This window comes from Brevundimonas sp. Soil_N_31, assembly GCF_057655995.1.
Genome location: NZ_JBDGLE010000008.1, coordinates 101,705 through 121,453, shown reverse-complemented (window position 1 = coordinate 121,453; position 19,749 = coordinate 101,705). Strand labels below are relative to the sequence as shown.

At 69.1% G+C, this 19,749-nt stretch carries 14 protein-coding genes; 4 read left to right on the top strand and 10 right to left on the bottom strand.

The features are described from left to right. Nucleotides 1-159: 159 nt before the first annotated feature. Nucleotides 160-2,229, top strand: a complete 2,070-nt coding sequence (locus tag AC3A3G_RS13795) for a transglycosylase domain-containing protein (RefSeq protein ID WP_487488445.1) — start codon at nucleotides 160-162, stop codon at nucleotides 2,227-2,229. Between the two features lie 32 nt (nucleotides 2,230-2,261). On the opposite strand, the gene AC3A3G_RS13790 is transcribed toward AC3A3G_RS13795, so the two are convergent. The 3 genes from AC3A3G_RS13790 to AC3A3G_RS13780 form a co-directional block, all read right to left on the bottom strand. Then, complete coding sequence (locus AC3A3G_RS13790) at nucleotides 2,262-2,975, bottom strand: M48 family metallopeptidase (protein ID WP_487488444.1); 714 nt, start codon at nucleotides 2,973-2,975, stop codon at nucleotides 2,262-2,264. Further along, nucleotides 2,941-4,221 carry a polyhydroxyalkanoate depolymerase gene (locus tag AC3A3G_RS13785; RefSeq protein WP_487488443.1) on the bottom strand — a complete coding sequence of 427 codons (1,281 nt, stop codon included), beginning with the start codon at nucleotides 4,219-4,221 and terminating at the stop codon, nucleotides 2,941-2,943. The genes AC3A3G_RS13790 and AC3A3G_RS13785 overlap by 35 nt, the downstream gene beginning before the upstream one ends. A 97-nt stretch (nucleotides 4,222-4,318) precedes the next feature. Further along, complete coding sequence (locus AC3A3G_RS13780; protein WP_200168386.1) at nucleotides 4,319-4,939, bottom strand: SCO family protein; 621 nt, start codon at nucleotides 4,937-4,939, stop codon at nucleotides 4,319-4,321. Nucleotides 4,940-5,028: 89 nt separating this feature from the next. Here AC3A3G_RS13780 and AC3A3G_RS13775 point away from each other — a divergent pair, with 89 nt between their 5' ends. Together AC3A3G_RS13775 and AC3A3G_RS13770 are read left to right on the top strand one after the other, a co-directional pair. Beyond that, nucleotides 5,029-6,573 (top strand): ActS/PrrB/RegB family redox-sensitive histidine kinase, encoded by a 1,545-nt coding sequence (locus AC3A3G_RS13775; protein WP_487488442.1) that lies wholly within the window; start codon nucleotides 5,029-5,031, stop codon nucleotides 6,571-6,573. Nucleotides 6,574-6,642: 69 nt separating this feature from the next. Next, complete coding sequence (locus AC3A3G_RS13770; RefSeq protein ID WP_200168900.1) at nucleotides 6,643-7,197, top strand: ActR/PrrA/RegA family redox response regulator transcription factor; 555 nt, start codon at nucleotides 6,643-6,645, stop codon at nucleotides 7,195-7,197. A 26-nt stretch (nucleotides 7,198-7,223) separates the two neighbouring features. On the opposite strand, the gene AC3A3G_RS13765 is transcribed toward AC3A3G_RS13770, so the two are convergent. Next, on the bottom strand, nucleotides 7,224-8,078 hold the full coding sequence (locus AC3A3G_RS13765; protein WP_487488441.1) for an HAD family hydrolase: 855 nt from the start codon (nucleotides 8,076-8,078) through the stop codon (nucleotides 7,224-7,226). 54 nt (nucleotides 8,079-8,132) lie between these two features. Further along, nucleotides 8,133-10,460, bottom strand: a complete 2,328-nt coding sequence (locus AC3A3G_RS13760) for a PAS domain-containing sensor histidine kinase (RefSeq protein ID WP_487488440.1) — start codon at nucleotides 10,458-10,460, stop codon at nucleotides 8,133-8,135. Between the two features lie 144 nt (nucleotides 10,461-10,604). Between AC3A3G_RS13760 and AC3A3G_RS13755 the strand changes: the two genes are divergently transcribed. Then, nucleotides 10,605-11,015, top strand: a complete 411-nt coding sequence (locus AC3A3G_RS13755; RefSeq protein ID WP_412876506.1) for a metallopeptidase family protein — start codon at nucleotides 10,605-10,607, stop codon at nucleotides 11,013-11,015. A 12-nt stretch (nucleotides 11,016-11,027) separates the two neighbouring features. Here the strand turns inward: AC3A3G_RS13755 and AC3A3G_RS13750 are convergent, their stop codons facing one another. The 5 genes from AC3A3G_RS13750 to AC3A3G_RS13730 form a co-directional block, all read right to left on the bottom strand. Further along, nucleotides 11,028-12,425, bottom strand: coding sequence for an RsmB/NOP family class I SAM-dependent RNA methyltransferase (locus tag AC3A3G_RS13750; protein WP_487488439.1), 1,398 nt, complete (start codon nucleotides 12,423-12,425; stop codon nucleotides 11,028-11,030). Beyond that, the gene (locus AC3A3G_RS13745; protein ID WP_125900722.1) at nucleotides 12,422-14,389 is read right to left on the bottom strand and encodes a potassium transporter Kup; all 1,968 of its coding nucleotides are present in this window, start codon (nucleotides 14,387-14,389) and stop codon (nucleotides 12,422-12,424) included. The genes AC3A3G_RS13750 and AC3A3G_RS13745 overlap by 4 nt, the downstream gene beginning before the upstream one ends. Nucleotides 14,390-14,466: 77 nt before the next feature. Continuing rightward, nucleotides 14,467-15,219 carry a DUF1223 domain-containing protein gene (locus AC3A3G_RS13740; protein ID WP_487488438.1) on the bottom strand — a complete coding sequence of 251 codons (753 nt, stop codon included), beginning with the start codon at nucleotides 15,217-15,219 and terminating at the stop codon, nucleotides 14,467-14,469. Between the two features lie 80 nt (nucleotides 15,220-15,299). After that, nucleotides 15,300-17,504 (bottom strand): prolyl oligopeptidase family serine peptidase, encoded by a 2,205-nt coding sequence (locus tag AC3A3G_RS13735; protein WP_487488437.1) that lies wholly within the window; start codon nucleotides 17,502-17,504, stop codon nucleotides 15,300-15,302. Nucleotides 17,505-17,522: 18 nt separating this feature from the next. After that, on the bottom strand, nucleotides 17,523-19,694 hold the full coding sequence (locus AC3A3G_RS13730; protein WP_487488436.1) for a prolyl oligopeptidase family serine peptidase: 2,172 nt from the start codon (nucleotides 19,692-19,694) through the stop codon (nucleotides 17,523-17,525). Nucleotides 19,695-19,749 lie beyond the last annotated feature (55 nt).

Here is a 19,749-nt window from a genome sequence, read left to right as displayed (position 1 = left end):
GTCGACGACGCGAACGGCTAGAGCGAAATCGGTTCAGTTGGACTGCGTTCAACTGAACCCAGATATTCGCTCCAGCTTAATTCTGGACCATTGTTCTAGGTTCAGTCGATTCCGACTGAACCGAAAATGGTCTAGGGTTCGCGCCGCTGGCATAGAGGGATGTTCATGGCGCGCAAAGACCGCGGACCCGATGGGAACGATCAGGGCGGAGGAAAACCGCACCGCACCTTCATGGGCCGCCTCTTCTACTGGAGCGCGGTTCTGGCGGTCTGGGGCCTGATCTTCGCTGTCGTCTTCTTCGCCGTCTTCGCGCGCGACCTGCCCGACACCTCCAGCCTGTATGAAGTCGATCGCCAGCCCTCGATCACCTATCTGGACCGCTCCGGCGCCCTGATCGCGGTGCGCGGCACCCAGATGGCGCCGCCGGTCGATCTGGACGCCCTGCCCGACTACGTCCCCGCCGCCTTCGTGGCCATCGAGGACCGCCGCTTCTATCACCACCCCGGTTTCGACCCGATCGGCATGAGCCGCGCCATGGCCTCGAACCTGAAGGCCGGGCGCGTGGTCCAGGGCGGCTCGACCATCACCCAGCAACTGGCCAAGAACCTGTTCCTGACGCCCGATCAGAACATGAAGCGCAAGGTTCAGGAGCTGATGCTGGCCGTGTGGCTGGAGATGAAGTTCTCCAAGAAGGAGATCCTCGCCCTCTATCTGAACCGCGTCTATTTCGGCGCCGGCGCCTATGGCATCGAATCCGCCTCGCAACGCTATTTCGACAAGAGCGCCGACAAGCTGACGGTCGGCGAGGCCGCCCTGCTGGCGGGCCTGCTGAAGGCGCCTTCGCGCTATTCGCCGGTGTCCGAGAGCGAGCGCGCCGCCACCCGCGCCAACGTCGTGCTGAACGAAATGGTCGAGGTCGGCGCCATCACTCCGGCCCAGCGCGAAGCCGCCGTGGCCGAGCCGGTGCGGGTGTCCAAGACCCTGGCCAGCCAGCACGCCCAATACTTCATCGACTGGCTGGACAAGCAGATCCGCGGCCTGGTCGGCGAACCGACCGAAGACCTCGTGGTCGAGACCACCCTGGACCTGACGCTGCAGACCGACGCCGAACGCGCCGTGCGCCGCATCCTGGATCGCGACAAGGGCAAGGGCGTCGAACAGGCGGCCCTGGTCGCCCTGGACGGCGACGGCCGGGTGCGCGCCATGATCGGCGGCGCCTCCTACGGCGACAGCCAGTTCAACCGCGCCGTCGATGCGCGACGCCAGTCCGGCTCGGCCTGGAAGCCCTTCGTCTATCTGGCGGCGGTCGAGGCCGGCTATACCCCCGAGACCCCGGTGGTCGACCAGCCCGTGACCATCGGCGGCTGGTCGCCACGCAACTATTCCGGCCGTTTCTCGGGCCAGATGACCCTGGCTCAGGCCGTCGCCCAGTCGACCAACACCGTCGCCGCCTATGTCGCCGACCAGGTCGGCCGCGACAGCGTGGCCCGCGCCGCCAAGCGCCTGGGGATCACCAGCGAAATCGGCCTGCAGCCGTCCATGGCCCTGGGCGCCGTCGAGGTCAGCCCGCTGGAGATGGCCCAGGCCTATGACGCCTTCGCCAACGGCGGCCGCCGCGTTGACGCCTATGGCATCAGCCGCATCCGCACCCCGTCCGGGCGGGTGATCTACACCCACGGCCCGTCCGAAGGCGGCCAGGCCATCAACAATCCGCCGCTCTACTACATGAACCAGATGCTGCGCGGGGTGATCACCTCGGGCAGCGGCCGCTCGGCCGCCATCGGCGGGCGCGACATCGCGGGCAAGACCGGCACCACCTCGGACTACAAGGACGCCTGGTTCGTCGGCTACACGGGCGGCTTCGTCGCCGCCGTCTGGGTCGGCAAGGACGACAACAAGCCGATGGCCCGCATCACCGGCGGCTCCTCGCCCGCCGCCATCTGGCGCGGCTTCATGGAGGCGGCCCTGCCCAAGCTGGCGGTCCAGGCTATCCCCAACGGCCCGCCCCTGCCCGAGGGCTGGATCCCGCCCGATCCCGTCGGCGACCTGATGGGCCAGGTCGAGGATCCCTACGCCACGGCGCAGCCCTATGACGACGCGCAACCGCCCGTCGTCATCGACGGCCAGGCCCCGCAACAGACCCAGCCGCAGCACCCCCCGGCGGCGCGCCCCGCCCCGCCGCAGGCCGCGCCCCAGCAGGAACGCCGCCCCGACGCGCTGTTCTTCTAAGGTCTTCCTTCTCCCCTTGTGGGAGCAGGGCTTCAGCCGCCGACGGCGTGCAGGGCCGCGCCGTGATCGCGCAGCCAGCGGCGGTGCGGGCGGTGATCTCCGACCAGGCGGGCGACCACCGCCCAATAGGCCGGGCTGTGGTCGGCGTGGACCAGGTGGGCGACTTCGTGCGCGGCCAGGTAGTCGGCGACGGCGGGCGGGGCCATGATGACGCGCCAGGAATAGCGGATCGAGCGATTGTGCGGGCTGCACGAGCCCCAGCGCGAGCGGGTGTCGACAATGGACACCTTCACCGGCTTCTGGCCCAGGGTCTTCAGATGGACGTCGGTTCGCTCGACCAGGAAGTCGCGCGCGGCGCGGCGAAACCAGTTCTCGATGCGGCGCGAGAAGGCCTCGCCCTCGCCGCCCGAACGCAGCACCGGCCCCTCAGGCATGTCGATCAGGCGCGCCGCCCCTGCGCCCCCGCTGGCTTCCAGGCGCACCTGGCGACCCAGCCAGGTCACGACGGCGCCCGGCTCGAACGGCTGGGCGTCGATCCGCGCGGCCAGTCGCTCGGCGATCCATCCGGCCTTGGTGCGGGCGAAGGCCACGACCTCGCCCAGGCGTCGCTCGCTGGGGGCTACGGCCACGGCCTCGCCGGCGCGGGCGTCGATGCGGATCGACAGTCGACGCGCGCGCGGATTGACCGACAGCCTCAGGGCGCCGCCGCCCTCAAGCGGCAGACGCTGACCGTTCCGGTACGACACTGAGGGCTTCGTTGCTGGCGATGAAGTCGCGCACGCGGGGATAGATCTCCTCGCGGAAACGGCGGCCGTTGAAGACGCCGTAGTGGCCGACCTTGGGCTGGACGTAGAGCAGGCGGCGGTCGTCGGGAATGTTGGGCGTCAGGCCGTGCGCCGCCTGGGTCTGGCCGACGCCGGAGATGTCGTCCATCTCGCCCTCGATGGTGGCCAGGCCGATGTCCGTGATCGCGGTCAGATCAACCGTCTCGCCGCGATGCTGCAACAGGCCGCGCGGCAGCAGGTGCTGCTGGAAGACGATGTCGATGGTCTGGAGATAGAACTCCTCGGTCAGGTCCAGCACCGACAGGTATTCATCGTAGAACTGCTCGTGCTTCTCGACCCCGTCGCCGTCGCCCGCCACCAGATCCTCGAAATAGCGGCGATGGGCGTCGACGTGCTTGCCCTCGTTCATCGACATGAAGCTGTAGAGCTGGACGAAGCCCGGATAGACCCGCCGCCCCACGCCCGGATAGGGCCAGGGCACGGTGTGGATCATGTTCGACTTGAACCAGGTGAAGGGTTTTTCCTCGGCCAGCTGGTTCGTCACCGTCGGCGACAGGCGGGCGTCGATGGGCGAGCCCATGAAGGTCATGGAGGCGGGGCGGTTCGGGTCGTTCTCGGCCGCCATCACGGCGCAGGCCGCCAGCACCGGCGGCCCCGGCTGGCAGACGCCGACGACGTGGGCGCGCGGCCCCACCGCCGCCAACATGTCGCGCACGTGGTCGATGTAGTCGTTGAAGTCGAACCGGCCTTCCAGCATCGGCACCTGGCGGGCGTTGGTCCAGTCGGTGACATAGACGTCGTGGTCCTGCAGGAAGGTCTCGACCGTGCCGCGCAGAAGGGTGGCGTAGTGGCCCGACAGCGGGGCCACGATCACTACGGCGGGCGCCGCCGCGGGTTTGCCTGCGCGCTTCAAGTCGCCGATGTTGCGCGCGAACCGCACCAGGCGGCACCAGGGCGAGGACCAGACGACCTGTTCGGTGGTGCGAACCGGCTTGCCGTCGATCTCAAGCGTCTCCAGGCCCCAGTCGGGCTTGCCGTAACGGCGCGTCAGGCTTTCGAACACCTCGGCCGAGGCATAGGCGGTGCGGCCGATCGCCGTGTCCGACGCCGGATTGAACGGAGAGGTCCAGAACTGGCGGGCCATCTGGGCCCCGATCCGGAACGGCATCGCCGAATGATAGGCGAGCTCGTGAAAAGCGTAGAGCATGAAACCCCGACTGCGGCCCCCGCCGATGCGGAACGCCGATCATACAGAGTGCTGCGCCGCAAAAAAGACCGGCGGCGCTTCGTTCAGGGAAAGGTGATCAGCCCTTTTCCATCGCGTTTTCGATCAGGGTCGCGGTGCGGCTGGGCCCCAGGTCGTGGGCGACGGCGCTGCGGAACTTTCCGTCAGGCCCCATCAGATAGACGGTCAAGCCGTGGTTCATGGTGTAGCCTTCGCCCTCGCCGACCTTCTGATAGAAGGCGCGATAGGCCTTGGCGGCCTTGGCCACCTGCTCCGGCGTGCCGGTCAGGCCGATGACGCCGTCGGGGAAGCCGTCAGACGAGAGGTAGTCCTTCAGCATCTGCGGCGTGTCGCGCTCGGGGTCGATGCTGATGAAGACGATCTGCAGATCCTCAGCCTTGTCGCCCATCCGCTCCTGCACGGCGTTCAGCACGCCCAGGGTGGTCGGGCAGTAGTCGGGGCAGTAGGTGAAGCCGAAGAAGACCAGGGTCCATTTGCCGTTCAGGATCGTCTGATCGACCGTCTTGCCGTTCTGATCCGTCAGGGTGAAGTCGCCGCCGACCAGGGGCTGGCCCGTCGCGACGTCCGTGGTCTGGGCCGCCTGCTGGCGACCGCCGACGACCACCATGGTGATCAGGCCCAGCGCCAGGGCGATGACCGCGCAGGCGGCGGCGAACAGGATCACAGGACGGCGGGGCATGGCGTCTCCTCATCAGGCACGGAGGTCATTTCGGCGGCCGCGACACGGCGAACCGTGCAGCCGCTCTTCGCCCGGTCTATAGAAGAGCGGTGAGCCGTACAGAAGCCCCCATCCCGTCGCACGCCCGCCCCCAGGCCCATCATCAGGCCCATCCGCATGACCTGATCCAGGCGGCCGGCGAACTGGCCGGTCTGCCGGAACTGCCCCGACGCGGGCGGGGCCTGTCGCTGCGCACCCTGATCGTGCTGCGCTGGCTGGCGGTGATCGGCCAGACCTCGGCCATCCTGACCGCCTATTTCGCCCTGCACTTCCCCTTGCCTCTGTGGGAGTGCCTGACCGTGATCGGCGCGGGCGTGGCGATGAACCTGGCGACCATGGCGCGGGCGCGGCGCATCGACGGCAGCCTGCCCGACGGGCCGAGAACCGCCGCCCAGCTCGGCTTCGACATTCTGCAGCTGGCCACGCTGCTGGCCCTGACCGGCGGGCTGGCCAACCCCTTCTGCCTGCTGCTGGTCGCGCCCGTGACCATCGCGGCGGCGGCCCTGCCCGCCCGCCAGGCGGTGATCCTGGGCGTCATGGCGCTGATCGCCGTGGGCTTCCTCTTCTCCTGGTCCCTGCCTCTGCCGTGGCGGCTGCATGAGCATCTGGAGCTGCCGGGCCTCTATCGCCTGGGGCTGGGGCTGGCCCTGGTGACGGGGGTGCTGTTCACGGCCGGCTACGCCTGGAAGGTCGCCGCCGACGCCGACAAGCTGGAGCTGGCCCTCGCCACCACCCAGGACGTGCTGCAGCGTGAACAGAGGCTGGCGGCCCTGGGCGGCCTGGCCGCCGCCGCCGCCCACGAGCTGGGCACGCCCCTGGCCACCATCCAGGTCGTCGCCAAGGAGATGCTTCGCGACGCGCCTGCAGGCAGCCCGGCGGCCGAGGACGCCGCCCTGATCCTGCAGCAGGCGGAACGCTGCCGCGCCATTCTGAAACAGCTGTCGGCCCAGCCCGAAGAGGGCGACGCCCTGTTCGCCGACATCGGCCTGAAGGCCCTGCTGGAAGAGGTGGCCGAGCCGCATCGCGGCTTCGACCTCGACTTCGACATCGCCCTGAAGATCCCATCCGGCCAGGACGCCCCGCGCCTGCGCCGCCTGCCCGAGATCGTCCACGGCCTGTCCACCCTGGTCGAGAACGCCGCCGATTTCGCCACCGCCCGCGTCCAGTTGACCGCTGTGGTCGACGCCGGGTGGATCGAGATCGACATCGTCGACGACGGCCCCGGCTTCGCCTCCGAAATCCTGCCGCGTCTGGGCGAGCCCTATGTGACCAGCCGCCCCCAGGCCAAGGCCCGCCGCGCCCTGGCCGCCCAGATCGCCTCGGCCACCCGCCCCGGCCGGTCGGCGGTCAAGCGCGGACGCCGAGCGCCGCCGCCGATCACCGCCCCCATCGCCCCCAGCCAGGGCGGCATGGGCCTGGGCTTCTTCATCGCCCGCACCCTGCTGGAACGGACCGGGGCCAAGGTCTCGGTCGGCTCCGGCGACGCCGCCAAGGGGCAGCCCGGCGGCGCGCTGGTCTCCGTGCGTTGGCCGCGACAGGCGCTGGAAGTCACCGCCTCGGCCATGGACGGGCCCGCAGACGAGAGCGGAACCTGATGTCGCAGTTGCGAGCTTGGCCCTTGACCCTGCGTCGCTGACGCACGACCTGAACCGCAGGAGAATTTCATGTCCGAACTCGAGACCCAGATCGCCGCCCTCAACGACAAGTCCCTGCTGTTGCTGGACGACGATCAAGCCCTGCGCACCCGCCTGGGCCGAGCCTTGGAATCGCGTGGCTTCACCGTCACCGTCGCCAGCTCAGTGGCCGAGGCGGGCGACGCCCTGCGCCAGTCGGTCCCGGCCTTCGCCGTTCTGGACATGCGGCTTGAGGACGGCAACGGCCTGAAGGTGGTCGAAATGATCCGCGAGCGGCGCGAGGACGCCCGCATCGTCATGCTGACCGGCTACGGCGCCATCGCCACGGCTGTCGCGGCGGTCAAGGCCGGCGCCGTCGACTATCTGCAGAAGCCCGCTGACGCCGACGACGTGGTCAAGGCCCTTCTGTCGTCCGGCGAAGCGCCCGAGCCGCCCGAGAACCCGATGTCGGCCGACCGAGTGCGCTGGGAGCATATCCAGCGCGTCTATGAGCTGTGCGACCACAACGTGTCCGAGACGGCGCGCCGCCTGGGCATGCACCGTCGCACCCTGCAACGCATCCTGGCGAAACGCGCCCCGCGTTAAGGCGGACCCGCCTCAGCCCGCTTGCTTCAGTCCGCCGGCATCCGGCCATAGTTGACGGCGATGCGGCCGATCAGCCCCTTGACGATCAGGTCGACGGGCGAGCCTTCGCGATAGTCGCCCGCCGCGACGAAGTTGACCCGGTCCTCCGAGATCAGGCGGTGGATTTTGTCGTGGTCGCGCGGCGTGCTGTCGGGGTCGTAGACGGCGATGGAGAAACCGCCCTTGGTGTGCATCATCTTCATGGTCGGCACATCGGTATCGCCGTCGCCGAGGAAGATCATGCGATCAAAGGGAATCGGGCGCTCCTCGTCCGGGATGAAGCGGTTGATGCGCTCATCATCCCAGTGGTTGCGCACCCCCTTGTTGATGCGGAACAGATACTGGGTCTTGGTGGTGTAGTTGACGCCCACGGCGGGCCAGACCGCCACGTCTTCGTCGTCATAGGCGTACTTCGAGGCGAAGACGTGGGTGAAGGCCTCGGCGATGGGGCAGCCCTCGATCATCTCGGTCAGGCCCGCCGAGATGATATAGTGCTCGATCTCCAGCCCGAACTGGGCGCCGAAGGCGTTCATCCGGTCGAACCAGGAGCGATCCCGCAGCCCCTCGAACAGGGCCACGTCGCGGCCGTGGTCGCGCAGCGCCTGGCGCGTCACCGGGGCGCCCTGTTCGCGCGCGGCCAGCAGCATCATCTGCATGTACATCAGGATGCCGTCGCCGTCCGAAGCGATGGTCCGTGGACGGACGGTCTCGTTCCAGAACTGGGCCGGCGTCATCCCGATCGAGGGGATGAAGCTGACCTCCTGCATGTTTCCTCGCGCCAGGGTGCCGTCGAAATCATAGATGACGGCGGTCTTGAGCAGGGGGCGGTTCGTGTCGGCCATGAGGACGTCCTGGAAGGCTTGGACACGCCCTCTAGCACGACTGGACGGCCAAGATCAGCCCAGCAGCAGTTCCGGCGCGGCGGTCGGCGCCGTCGCCTCGACCGGCAGGTGCAGGATGAAGGCGGCCCCTTTGCCCGGTTCCGACTGGACCTCGGCCCAGCCTCCGTGCAGCTCGACCAGGGCCTTGACCAGGGCCAGGGCCACGCCCGGTCCGCCGCGCTCGCGCCGCACGAAGCGATCGAAGACGTGCGCCTGAAGATGGTAGGGAATGCCCCGGCCGGTGTCCTCGACACGGATGCGGACCTCGCCGGGTCCGGCCTCGGCGGTCAGGCTGACGGCGCCGCCTTCGGACACCGCGCGGCAGGCGTTCTCCAGCAGATGATCGACCGCCTGGGCTATGCGGCGGGCGTCGGCGCGGATCGGCTTCAGCCCGGTCGGGCAAGCCAGGTACAGCGTGGCGCCGCGGCCCTCGACCTTGGCCCTGATCTTTTCCGCCGCCTCGTCCAGCAGGTCGCAGACCCGCACGTCGCCCAGGGTCAACTCCATCTCGCCCGCGTCGATCTGGGCCATGTCCAGCACGTCGTCGATGGAGCGGGCCAGGTGGCTGGCCGCCACGCGGATAGCGCCTGCGTGCTGACGGCTGCGCTCGGGCAGGTCGCCCATGGCCTCCAGCAGTTCGGAATAGCCGACGATGGTCGTCAGCGGCGTGCGCAGCTCATAGGAGACGCTGCCGACGAACTCGCGCTTCAGCGCCTGGCTCTCGGCCAGGGCGGCCTCCTTGGCCGCCAGGGCTTGCTCCAGTCCACGCCGCGCCGTGACGTCCGAGAAGGCGACCAGGGTCGCGCCGTCCGGAAGAGGCCGGGTCTGCCAGGCGACGCTGCGGCCGTCCTCAGTTCGCCCCTCGCCCGCAATCGGCACCCGGCTTTCGGGATCGGGATCGGCCACCCGCGCCTTCAAGCCCAGCCACAGGGCCGCATCGGGTAGGACCGGACGGCACAGGGCCGCCACGGCGTCGAAGTCGGCGGCTTCGTTCAGCCGCTCGCCCGAGACGGCCCAGAAGGTCTCGAACGCCTCATTGTGCAGCCGCAGCCGCCCGTCCGAGCCGAACACGGCCACGGCGTCGTTCAGCTTGTCCAGGGTCGCGCGCTGGACCTGAATCTGGGCGTTGTAGCGACTACGCAGCTGCAGCTCGCCGGTGATGTCCGAGAAGATCAGCAGGATGCCGCCCAGCGGATGCGGCTGGCGCACCACCCGCAGCGTCCGCCCGTCCGGCAGGGACCAGCTATCGTCCGGCGAGGCCTCGGCGGCGCCGTAGAAGTCCAGCTCCTCGGCCTTCCAGGCGGCGTAGTCGACGACCTCGGGCAGCAGTCGCTTCTGACGCAGCCGGTCCAGCAGTTCGGCGTGGGTCGGGCGCTCGTCCAGCCAGGCCGGATCAACCCCGAACAACGACTGGAAGGCGGTGTTGTGGAAGGCCAGCCGCTTGGACGGGCCGAAGATCGCCACGGCGTCCGCCAGGTGGTTCAGCGTTTCGTCATGGGCCTCGACGTGACGACGCAAGGTGTCTCGGGTCTCCTCGGCCTCGGTCATCTCGCCGGCGAAGGCGATGACGGCGCCCCGTCCGCCCGCAAGCGGCTCGGCCAGGATCTTCCACGCCCGCCGCCGCCCGCCAGCGGTGGTCCAGCGAAAGCCCTCCTGGCGCGCGTTCAGGCGCAGGGCTTCGCCCACCACCCCGTCCGCGCCGCGGTCGAAGCTGAGTCCCCGCTCGCGCGCCTCGGCCAGGGTTTCGGCGCCCGTCTCGACCAGCCAGGCGCTGTTGGCCCAGACCAGCCGCCCGGCCCCGTCAACAACCCAGGTCGGCGCTGGCGATTGTTCGGCCAGAACCCCCGCGCTCACGCCGCCGTCCAGCGCGCCCTCCCCGCCCCCGACCCCAGTCAGGCGCGACAGCCGCAGCCAGGCCGATCCGCCGTGCGGCCGCCCCTCGACCGCCCAGGCGCCCTCGGGCGTCTCCATCAAGGTCTCGAAAGCTTCACCGCCCTGAACCAGAGCTTCCATGCGCCCCGTATGCAGCCGGTTCAGGACATCGACGACCGCTTCCGCCGCCGCAGTCCCTTCCATGCCAGGCGCCAGGGTCGACAAGGCCTCGACCGATCCGAACACGGCCAGCGGCCTTCCTTCCGGGGTCAGGGCCAGACGCACGTCGTCAAACGCGGTCAGGGCGCCCTCGCTGGCGGCAGCGGACGCCTGGGCGCCGCCCAGCCAGCGCTCGACCTCGACCTCGCGCGCGCCCAGCCGCGCGCGCAGCCGCCAGGTCCAGGCGCTGACCGCCAGCGCCAGACCGGCCGCCCCTGCTGTGGCTGCATAAGCGATGTCGGCCTCGGCCATGGATCCCCGAATGATGCGTCGCGCTGCGGCCGCTGAGCGTCAGCCCGCCGACCGATTCGCGTTTACCATAACCTGATTGCGCGATTTGCGATGCGGCGTCGCCGCCGATTGCCGGAGCGCGCCCGGCGCGCGATATCCAAAGGCATGAGCCAGACCTGGAACAATCAGACCGCCCCTTCCCTCGACGACTTCGCCCGCCTGGCCGAAGACGCCTTCGCCGCCTTGCCCGCCCTGTTCCGTCAGGCGGCGGGAGAAGTCGTCATCCGCATCGACGATTTCGCCGACGAGGAGACCCTGCACGACCTCGGGATCGAGGATCCGTTCGAGCTGACCGGCCTGTATTCCGGCGTCCACATCGGCGAACGCGACGCCATGGGCCCGGCGCCGGAGCCGTCGCGCGTCTTCCTCTATCGCCGCCCGATCCTCGACGAATGGTGCGAGCGCGGCGACGTCGGCCTGGCCGAGATCATCGCCCACGTCCTGATCCACGAGATCGGCCACCACCTGGGCCTGGACGACGACCAGATCCACGCCATCGAGGACGACGAGGACTGAGACACCCGCGTCCTAGTCCGCGATCCGCTCCAGCTTGGCGGCGAAGAAGCCGTCCAGCCCGCCCTTTTCCGCCCATTGCGAAGGCAGGATGCGCAGCCAGCCTTCGGGGGTCAGGGCCTCGTCAGGGGCGCCGATCTCAGCCGTGACCGCTGCGACGGTGCGGAAGGCCGGGTTGCGGCGCAGGAAGGCGATGACTTGCGTCTCGCCCTCTTCGCGCTCCAGAGAGCAGACGCAATAGACCAGGCGGCCGCCCGGCTTCACCTTCTCGGCGGCGGCGTCCAGCAGGCGGTGCTGCACGTCGGCCAGCTTGGCCACGTCGGCGGGGCGGGTGGCGCGCAGAACCTCGGGGTTGCGGCGATAGGTGCCGGTGGCGGTGCAGGGCGCGTCCAGCAGGACGGCGTCGAACGTCCGGTCGTCCTCCCAGTCCTCGGCCGGGACGGCGACGACCTCGGCCTTGAGGTTCATACGCTCGAAATTCTGGCGCAGGCGCTTCAGGCGCGCCTCGGAACGGTCCAGGGCGACGACCTCGGCCCCGGCGGCGGCCAGTTGCAGCGTCTTGCCGCCCGGCGCGGCGCACAAGTCCAGCGCCGTCTCGCCCGTCTTGACCGCCAGCAGGCGCGCAGGCACGGCGGCGGCGGCGTCTTGCACCCACCAGTCGCCGGCCTCGAAACCGGGCCAGGCGGCGACGTCGCCGCGCTTGCCGGTGCGAACCGTGCCGCCGGGCAGGGCTTCGCCCTCGACCGACGCCGCCAGTTCAGCCGGATCGACGCCGGGCTTGGCGGTCAGGTCGGTCGCGGGCTCTTCGCGCGTGGCCAGGGCCAGGCCGATCAGGGCCGCCTCGCCATAGGTGGCTTTCCAGCGCTGGGCCAGCCAGTCGGGCAGGTTGGATTCAGCGGTCGTCAAGCCGGGGCCGTCGCGACCGACGCCGCGCAGCACGGCGTTGACCAGATTCTTGTACGGCCGCGTCTTGGCGTCGCGCTCGGCCAGCTTGACCGCCGTCGACACCGCCGCAAACGCCGGGGTGTCCAGCACCAGGGTCTGGGCCAGGGCGACGCGCAGGATCGTCAGCACCGCCAGCGGCGGCGCCTTCTGCAGACGGCGCTCCAGAATCTGGTCGATCTCGCCCAGTCGGCGCAGGGCCGCCATGGCCACGGCGCGGGCGAAGGCCCGGTCCTGGGGCGGCAGGTCGCGCGCGGGCGATTGCGACAGGGCCTCGTCCAGCCCCGTGCGCTTCTCCAGCGCCGCGTTCAGCAGGATGCCTGCGACCAACCGCGCCTCGACGCCGATGTCCGCGTGCGGATCGTCCGCGACGGGCTGCCGCGTCGGTTCACGACGCGGCCCGCGCGCCTTTTCGGCGATGCGGCGGCCGCGCGCGGCGGAGCTTCTGCCCTTGGGCGTCCCCCCGCTCACACCGACACCTGGGTGCCGAGTTCGACCACGCGGCCGGGCGGAATGCGGAAGAAGTCGGTCGGATTGGCGGCGTTACGCATCAGGAAGATAAACAGCTTGTCCTGCCACAGAGGCATGCCCTGGCGGGCGGATGGAACGACCGAGCGTCGGCCGAGGAAGAAGCTGGTCGACATGATGTCGAACTTCAGCCCCTGCTTGCGACACAGACCCAGGGCGCGCGGCACGTTCGGCGTCTCCATATAGCCGAAGGTCAGGGTCAGTCGCTTGAAATCATCGCTGATCGGCTCGACCGCCACTCTTTGCAGGTCCGGCACGCGCGGACGGTCCGAGGTGTGAACCGTCAGGATGATGTTCTTCTCGTGCAGCACCTTATTGTGCTTGAGATTGTGCATCAGGGCCACCGGCGCCACGTCCGGGTCCGAGGTCAGGAAGATGGCCGTACCCGGCGCCCGGTGCGGCGGACGGGCGCGCAGCATCTCGATCAGATCGTTCAGCGGCAGGCTGTCCTTGCGCGTCTTGTCGGCCAGGATCTGGGAACCGCGCACCCAGGTCCACATCAGCATGACCAAGCCCCCGCCCAGCACCAGAGGCATCCACGCCCCAGCCGGGATCTTCAGCAGGTTGGAGGTCAGGAAGACCGCGTCGATGAAGCCGAACGGCGCCAGCGTCAGCAGGATGGCCCACCACGACCACTTCCACTTGTGACGCACGACGGTGAAGGCCATCAGGGTGTTGACCATCATGGTCCCCGTCACCGCCACGCCATAGGCGGCCGTCAGATTATGCGACGACTGGAAGCTGACCAGGACGAACAGCACCCCGACCAGCAGCAGGCTGTTGATCGCGGGCACATAGATCTGGCCGGCCTGGGTCTCGGACGTGTTGCGGATGTCGATACGCGGCAGCAGGCCCAGCTGGACCGCCTGTTGCGTGACCGAGAAGGCGCCCGTGATCATCGCCTGGCTGGCGATCACCGTCGCCGCCGTGGCCAGGATCAGCATGGGCCAATAGGCCAGCTGCGGCACCATGTTCCAGAACGGATTATGCGCCGCGCCGGGGTGCGACAGCAGGAAGGCGCCCTGGCCCAGGTAACAGAGCGTCAGACACGGCAGGACGATGAACAGCCAGCTCTGGCGGATCGGCGCCTTGCCGAAATGGCCCATGTCCGCATACAGCGCCTCGGCGCCGGTGACGGCCAGGAAGACGCTGCCCAGGATGACGAAGCCCAGGAAGCCGTCGGCGATCAGCAGCTTGATCCCATAGTAGGGCGACAGGGCCTTCAGAATCGACAGGTCGTCGAAGATATGGACCACGCCCAGCAGGCCCAGCGACAGGAACCAGATCAGGGTGATAGGGCCGAAGAACTTGGCCAGGCCCGCCGTGCCGCGCGACTGCACCAGGAAGAGGGCGATCAGAATGCCCGCCGCCAGCGGCAGGATGAAGGGATCCAGCCGTCCGTTCAGGCCAGGCGCCTCCTGCAGGCCCTCGACGGCCGACAGGACCGAGATCGCAGGCGTGATGACGCCGTCGGAGTAGAACAGGGCCGCGCCGCAGACGCCCAGGACGAACAGCCAGGCGCTGCGTCGGCCGATGGCGTGCTGGGCCAGGGCCATCAGCGACAGGGTGCCGCCCTCGCCCTTGTTGTCCGCCCGCATCAGGAACATGACGTATTTGAACGTCACGACGATCATCAGCGCCCAGAAGGCCAGGGACACCACGCCGATGATCGCCAGATCGCCGCCGACGCCCTTCTGGGCGTGGGCCGTCGCCTCGCGCAGGGCGTAGATCGGGCTGGTGCCGATATCGCCGAAGACCACGCCGATGGCGCCCAGGATGAGGGCGCGATGGCTGGCCTTGCCTCCGCCATGACCGTCCGCCCCGCCGGAAGGCGGAGTCTGGGCGTTCGCAGAAGAGGAGGCGTTGGCGGTTGGCGCGGCGTCGCCGCGGGGCGTATCCCCGACCATGCAATGTTCTCCGGGTCGCGCGAGGAGGCGCGCGCCCATCAAGAGCGGCGGGCCTTTAGACCTTTTCCGTCAGCGGTTCAATCGCGCCCCGGTTCCGGGCGCGCGGCGGACGACAGGATGCGGCGATCGTCCTTGGCCTGAAGCAGCACCACCACCCCCTCGTCGCTCCCCGCGTCCTGGGGCAGGGGGAACAGCACCGGCCGTCCGTTCCAGTCGCCCAGACGACGCACCTCGCGCACCACATTAACGTGGGTCACGGCCCGGCCGCGGTTGTCGCCGCCCTTGACCTCGACCGTCTGCTGCCCCGGTCGATAGACGACGGCGACGACCTCGGCTCCGCCTTCCGGAGGACGCCCTGAACCGACGCCGACGCGATCGCCGGTCTCGCGGAACTCGATCTCGGGCGGCCAGCCCCGGCCCTGCGCCTCGGCCTCGACGGCGGCCTTCAGCTCCGGCGAGCGGGCGCCCGAGACATGACGGCGTCCGTCGATCACCACCTGCGGCGTCGAGACGTTCCGCAGCTTCAGGGCCTGACGATAGGCGCGCTGGCGCTCGGCGAACTCGGGCCGGGCGAAGGTGTCGGACCACCCCAGATAGTCCCAGTAGTCGACACCGTAGGTCAGGACGATCACGCCCGGATCCTCGGCCACCGTCTCGACCGTGCGGTTGGCGTCGGGACAGCCTGCGCAGCCCTGGGCGGTGAACAGTTCGACCACCACCGGCTGGACCGGGGCGTCCCGCTCGCGCGACGGCGCGGCGGCGACGGCCAGCAGACCCACGCCCGCGACCGCCGCCGTCATTCCGTACCTGAACAGGCCCCGTGCCATCATGGCGGCGATCCTATCCCTTCGGCCCGATAACGCCGCTCATAAATGCGTGAGCGGCGCGTCGGGCGCGACGAGCTTTACAATCAGTCCATCAGTTGCTGGCTGAGATAGACGTAGTGGCGCGCCCAGCGGCGAGCGTTGGCGACCGGGTCGGCGTCGTTGGAGTGGCCGCCCGCCGTGTCCTCGAAATAGAGGTGGTCGTGACCCTGGTCGCCCAGACGCGCCGCGAACTTGCGGGCGTGGCCGGGGTGCACCCGGTCATCGCGCGTGTTGGTGGTGATGTAGACGCGCGGATACTTCACCTCGGGCCGCAGCTGCTGATAGGCCGAGTAGCGGGCGATGAATTCAGCGTCGCCCGGAATGCGCGGATCGCCGTATTCGCCCATCCACGAAGCGCCCGCCGGCAGCTCCTGATAGCGCAGCATGTCGATCAGCGGGCTTTCGATCACCGCCGCGTTGAACAGCTCCGGATGCTGGGTGATGGACACCGAGGTCAGCACCCCGCCGTTCGAGCGGCCGTAGATGCCCAGGTGGCGCGGGCTGGTGATGCGGCGCTGCTCCAGATCGCGGGCCACGGCGGCGAAGTCGTCGAAGGCGCGCTGGCGGTTTTCGCGCAGAGCCGCCTGGTGCCAGCCGGGGCCGAACTCGCCGCCGCCGCGGATGTTGGCCTGAACGAAGACGCCGCCGTTCTCGAGCCACAGCTTGCCCATCTCGGGCTTGTAGGCGGGCGGGAAGCTGGCCTGGAAACCGCCGTAGCCGAACAGGATGGTCGGGCCGGTCCCGTCCATCGCCAGGTTCTTGGGCCGGGTGACGAAGTAGGGGATCTTGGTCCCGTCGGTCGAAGTCGCCTCGAACTGCTCGACCACATGGGTCGAGGCGTCGAACTTGGCCGGGGCCGATTTCAGCTCGCTGAGGGCGCCGGTGGCGACATCGGCCAGGCTGAGGGTCGGCGGCGTCAGGAAGCCCTGGGCCGAGACGAAGACCTGGCCCTTGGCCTTGGAGCTGTCGCCCAGGCCCACGGCGCTGTTAGCGGGGACGGCGATGTCGGCAGCGGTCCAGCCCCCGACGCCCGGCGTGAAGCGTTTGAGCGTGCCGACGACGTTGTCGGCGATGACGGCGACGATGCTGTCCTCGAACACCCGGACGTCCTGCAGCGACTGGCGCGGGCCGGGGGCGAATATGGTCGCCGTCTTCGCGTCGATGCGGATGCTCTGGCGCACATCGCCCAGCACGCCCATCGGCATGGCGACCAGCGAACCGGCGGCATAATCCTGACCGTCGAAGCTCCACGCCTGTTCGGGCGAGAAGATCAGCTTGCCGCCCAGCACGCCCTGAACCGCCACGCGCTCTGGCAGGTTGAGCCTGTAGGGCTTGCCGTCGGAGCCCAAAGCCCAGATTTCTGACCGGAAGGTGTCCAGCGGGCGGCTGAACAGCACCGCCTCGACCGCGCCCGCCTTGTCGCGGAACACCATGGGAGAGACGCCGTAGCCGCCGTCGCCCTGCTGGCCGCGATAGACCTCGGTCGCGTGCGCCAGCGGATGGCCGCGCGTCAGGGATTTGACGATGTAGGGATAGCCCGACTCCGTCAGGCTGCCGGGACCGAAGTCCGTGGCGATCAGCAGGGTGTCGCGGCCCAGCCAGCTGATGCGGTGCTTGCCCTCGGGGATGACGAATCCGCCGTCCACGAAGGTTTTCGTCGTCAGGTCGAACTCACGCACCGTCACGGCGTCCTTGCCGCCGTCCGACAGATTGATCAGGCAGCGGGTCTCGTCCGGCGCCAGGCAGTTCGCGCCCTTGAACACCCAGTCCTTGCCCTCAGCCTTGGCCAGGGCGTCGATGTCCAGCAGGGTCTCCCACTGGGGCTGGGCGGTGCGATAGCTGTCCAGCGTCGTGCGGCGCCAGACACCCTTCGGATTGGCCGCGTCCTGCCAGAAGTTCCCCAGGCCTTCGCCCAGGAAGCTGACGCCGGGGATGCGGTCGGTGGCGGTCAGGATGGCCTCGGCCTGCCGGCGGAAGGGCTCATAGCGGCGGTCGCCGGTCAGGGCGGCCAAGGCCTTTTCGTTCGAGGCGGCGACGAAGGCGCGGGCCTCAGCGCCGTCCACCTCTTCCAGCGCCAGATGATCGTCGGCGGCCTTGACCCCCTCGGGCGACAGGTCGCGCGGGAAGTGCGGCGGCGGATTGGTCGCGGACGCGGCGACCGGATCGGCCGCCGCTCCCTCAGCCAGGGCGGGCGCGGCGGCCAGCATCAGGGCGGGCAGGGCGACGGACAGGAACAGGGACTTCATCATGATCGCGGGCTCCGTCGGTTACGGCTGGGCCGGCTGATCCATCAGCCGACGGGTCAGATAGGTGTATTCCAAGGCGATGCGGCGGGCCGTCTCGCGCAGGTTGGCGCCGGCCGCGTGGCCGCCGTCGACGTTTTCATAGAAGAGCACCGGATAGCCCAGCTCCTCCATCCGCGCCGCCGCCTTGCGAGCGTGGCCGGGGTGGACGCGGTCGTCCTTGGTCGAGGTGTGGATGAAGACTTCCGGATAGGGCTGGCCCGCCGCCAGACGCTGATAGGGCGAGTACTGCTCGATCCAGGCGCGCTGTTCCGGGATGTCCGGGTTGCCGTATTCGCCGATCCACGAGGCGCCGGCCAGCAGCTTGTGGAAGCGCAGCATGTCGAACAGGGGCACCTGGATGACGGCGGCGTTGATCAGGTCCGGGCGCTGGGTCAGCATGGCCCCCATGAACAGGCCGCCCTGCGAGCCGCCCATGATCCCGAGGCGCGGCTGCGAGGTGACGCCGCGCGTGATCAGATCCTGGGCCACGGCCTGGAAGTCCTCGTGCGCGCGCTGGCGGTTTTCCTGCTGGGCCGCCTGGTGCCACTTGGGTCCGAACTCGCCGCCGCCGCGGGTGTTGGCGATGACGTAGACGCCGCCGCGCTCCAGCCACAGCTTGCCGACCGTCGGCGAATAGCCCGGCAGCAACGACGACTGGAAACCGCCGTAGCCGTACAGCAGCGTCGGGTTCGATCCGTCCATCGCCATGGCGTCCTTGTGGACGACGAAATAGGGGATCATCGTCCCATCGGCGCTGCGCGCCTCGAACTGATCGACGCGCATGCCGCTGGCGTCGAACTTGTCCGGCAGAGCCTTGGTCAGGGCGACCGCGCCGGTCGCCGCATCGGCCAGATAGAGGCTGGACGGGTTCAGATAGCCGGTGACGCTGACGAAGATCTTGTCGTCGCGCTCCGAGGCCGAGCCGACGCCGACCGAGACGTTCTGCGGCAGGTCCAGGCGCGTGCGGCTCCAGTCGGCCGGGTCATAGACATAGACCGAGCCGCGCACATTCTCGTACAGGGCGACGACCAGCTTGTTGCGGGTGGCGTTGATCCCCTCGATCGCCTCGCGTTCGCCGGGACGGATCACCAGTTGCGCCGGGGTCTTGGGGTCGGCCAGCCAGGCCTGCAGGTTCCAGGCGATGACATCGCCGGTCTTGAAATCCTGGCCCGAGGGCGCGGTCCAGTCCTGATCCGTCGTCACCACCAGCTGGCCGGCGACCAGGGCGTTGATATTGCCCTTGAGCGGCAGCTCCAGCTTGGTCGTCGTGCCGTCGGCGTTCAGGCGCCAGGTCTCGCTCTCATAGAAGTTGATCCCCCGGTTCAGCAGCACCGCCTGAACCACGCCGTCGGCGTCACGCAGGGTGTAGCCCGAAACCGAGACGTCGGTCTGCTGACCGGCGAAGACCTCGACCGCCTGATCGACGCTCTGGCCGCGCTTCATCAGACGCACCGTGCGCGGATAGCCCGAGTCCGTCAGCGAACCCTCGCCGAAGTCGCGCGAGATCAGCAGGGTGTCCTTGTCGATCCAACTGGCGCCGCCCTTGGATTCCGGCAGGTTAACGCCGCCCTCCACGAAGGTTTTCGTGACGCTGTCGAACTCGCGGACCGTCACCGCGTCCTTGCCGCCGTTCGACAGGGAGATCAGGCAGTAACGCTCGTCCGGCGGCAGGCAGGACGCGCCTTTATAGACCCAGTTGGCGCCCTCGGCCGCTGACAGGGCGTCGATGTCCAGGATCGTCTCCCACTGCGGCGCGTCAGTGCGGTAGGAATCCAACGTCGTGCGGCGCCAGATGCCGCGCACATGCTCGGCGTCCTGCCAGAAGTTGTCGACATGGCCGTCGTGGGTGAAGCCGGGTGACGGGATGCGGTCGCGCGACTGCACCAGGTCCAGCGCCTGCTGGTGCAGGCCCTCATAGCGCGGGTCGCCCTGCAGCACGCCCAGCGAGGTTTCGTTGTGCGCCTTGACCCACTCCATGGCGCGGTCGCCCTCGACCTCCTCCAGCCAGATGTAGGGGTCGGTAGCGTCGCTGGCGGCGAAGCCCGGAGCCGTCGAGGCGGCGGTTGTGGAAGCGGCGGCTTGGGCCATGGCGACGGGTGCGGCTCCGGCGGCGAAGGAAAGGACGGCGACGGACGCCAGGGTGCGGATGATCATGATGGTCCCCCAACGGACGGTGTGTTTCGCGCGGCACCTTGGCGAGACCGGAGGC

Coding starts and splice junctions, on each gene's coding strand:
- AC3A3G_RS13795 (WP_487488445.1), top strand. CDS start 160: ATGTTCATGGCGCGCAAAGACCGCGGACCCGATGGGAACGATCAGGGC.
- AC3A3G_RS13785 (WP_487488443.1), bottom strand. CDS start 4,221: ATGCTCTACGCTTTTCACGAGCTCGCCTATCATTCGGCGATGCCGTTC.
- AC3A3G_RS13780 (WP_200168386.1), bottom strand. CDS start 4,939: ATGCCCCGCCGTCCTGTGATCCTGTTCGCCGCCGCCTGCGCGGTCATC.
- AC3A3G_RS13770 (WP_200168900.1), top strand. CDS start 6,643: ATGTCCGAACTCGAGACCCAGATCGCCGCCCTCAACGACAAGTCCCTG.
- AC3A3G_RS13765 (WP_487488441.1), bottom strand. CDS start 8,078: ATGGCCGACACGAACCGCCCCCTGCTCAAGACCGCCGTCATCTATGAT.
- AC3A3G_RS13760 (WP_487488440.1), bottom strand. CDS start 10,460: ATGGCCGAGGCCGACATCGCTTATGCAGCCACAGCAGGGGCGGCCGGT.
- AC3A3G_RS13755 (WP_412876506.1), top strand. CDS start 10,605: ATGAGCCAGACCTGGAACAATCAGACCGCCCCTTCCCTCGACGACTTC.
- AC3A3G_RS13745 (WP_125900722.1), bottom strand. CDS start 14,389: ATGGTCGGGGATACGCCCCGCGGCGACGCCGCGCCAACCGCCAACGCC.
- AC3A3G_RS13740 (WP_487488438.1), bottom strand. CDS start 15,219: ATGATGGCACGGGGCCTGTTCAGGTACGGAATGACGGCGGCGGTCGCG.
- AC3A3G_RS13735 (WP_487488437.1), bottom strand. CDS start 17,504: ATGATGAAGTCCCTGTTCCTGTCCGTCGCCCTGCCCGCCCTGATGCTG.
- AC3A3G_RS13730 (WP_487488436.1), bottom strand. CDS start 19,694: ATGATCATCCGCACCCTGGCGTCCGTCGCCGTCCTTTCCTTCGCCGCC.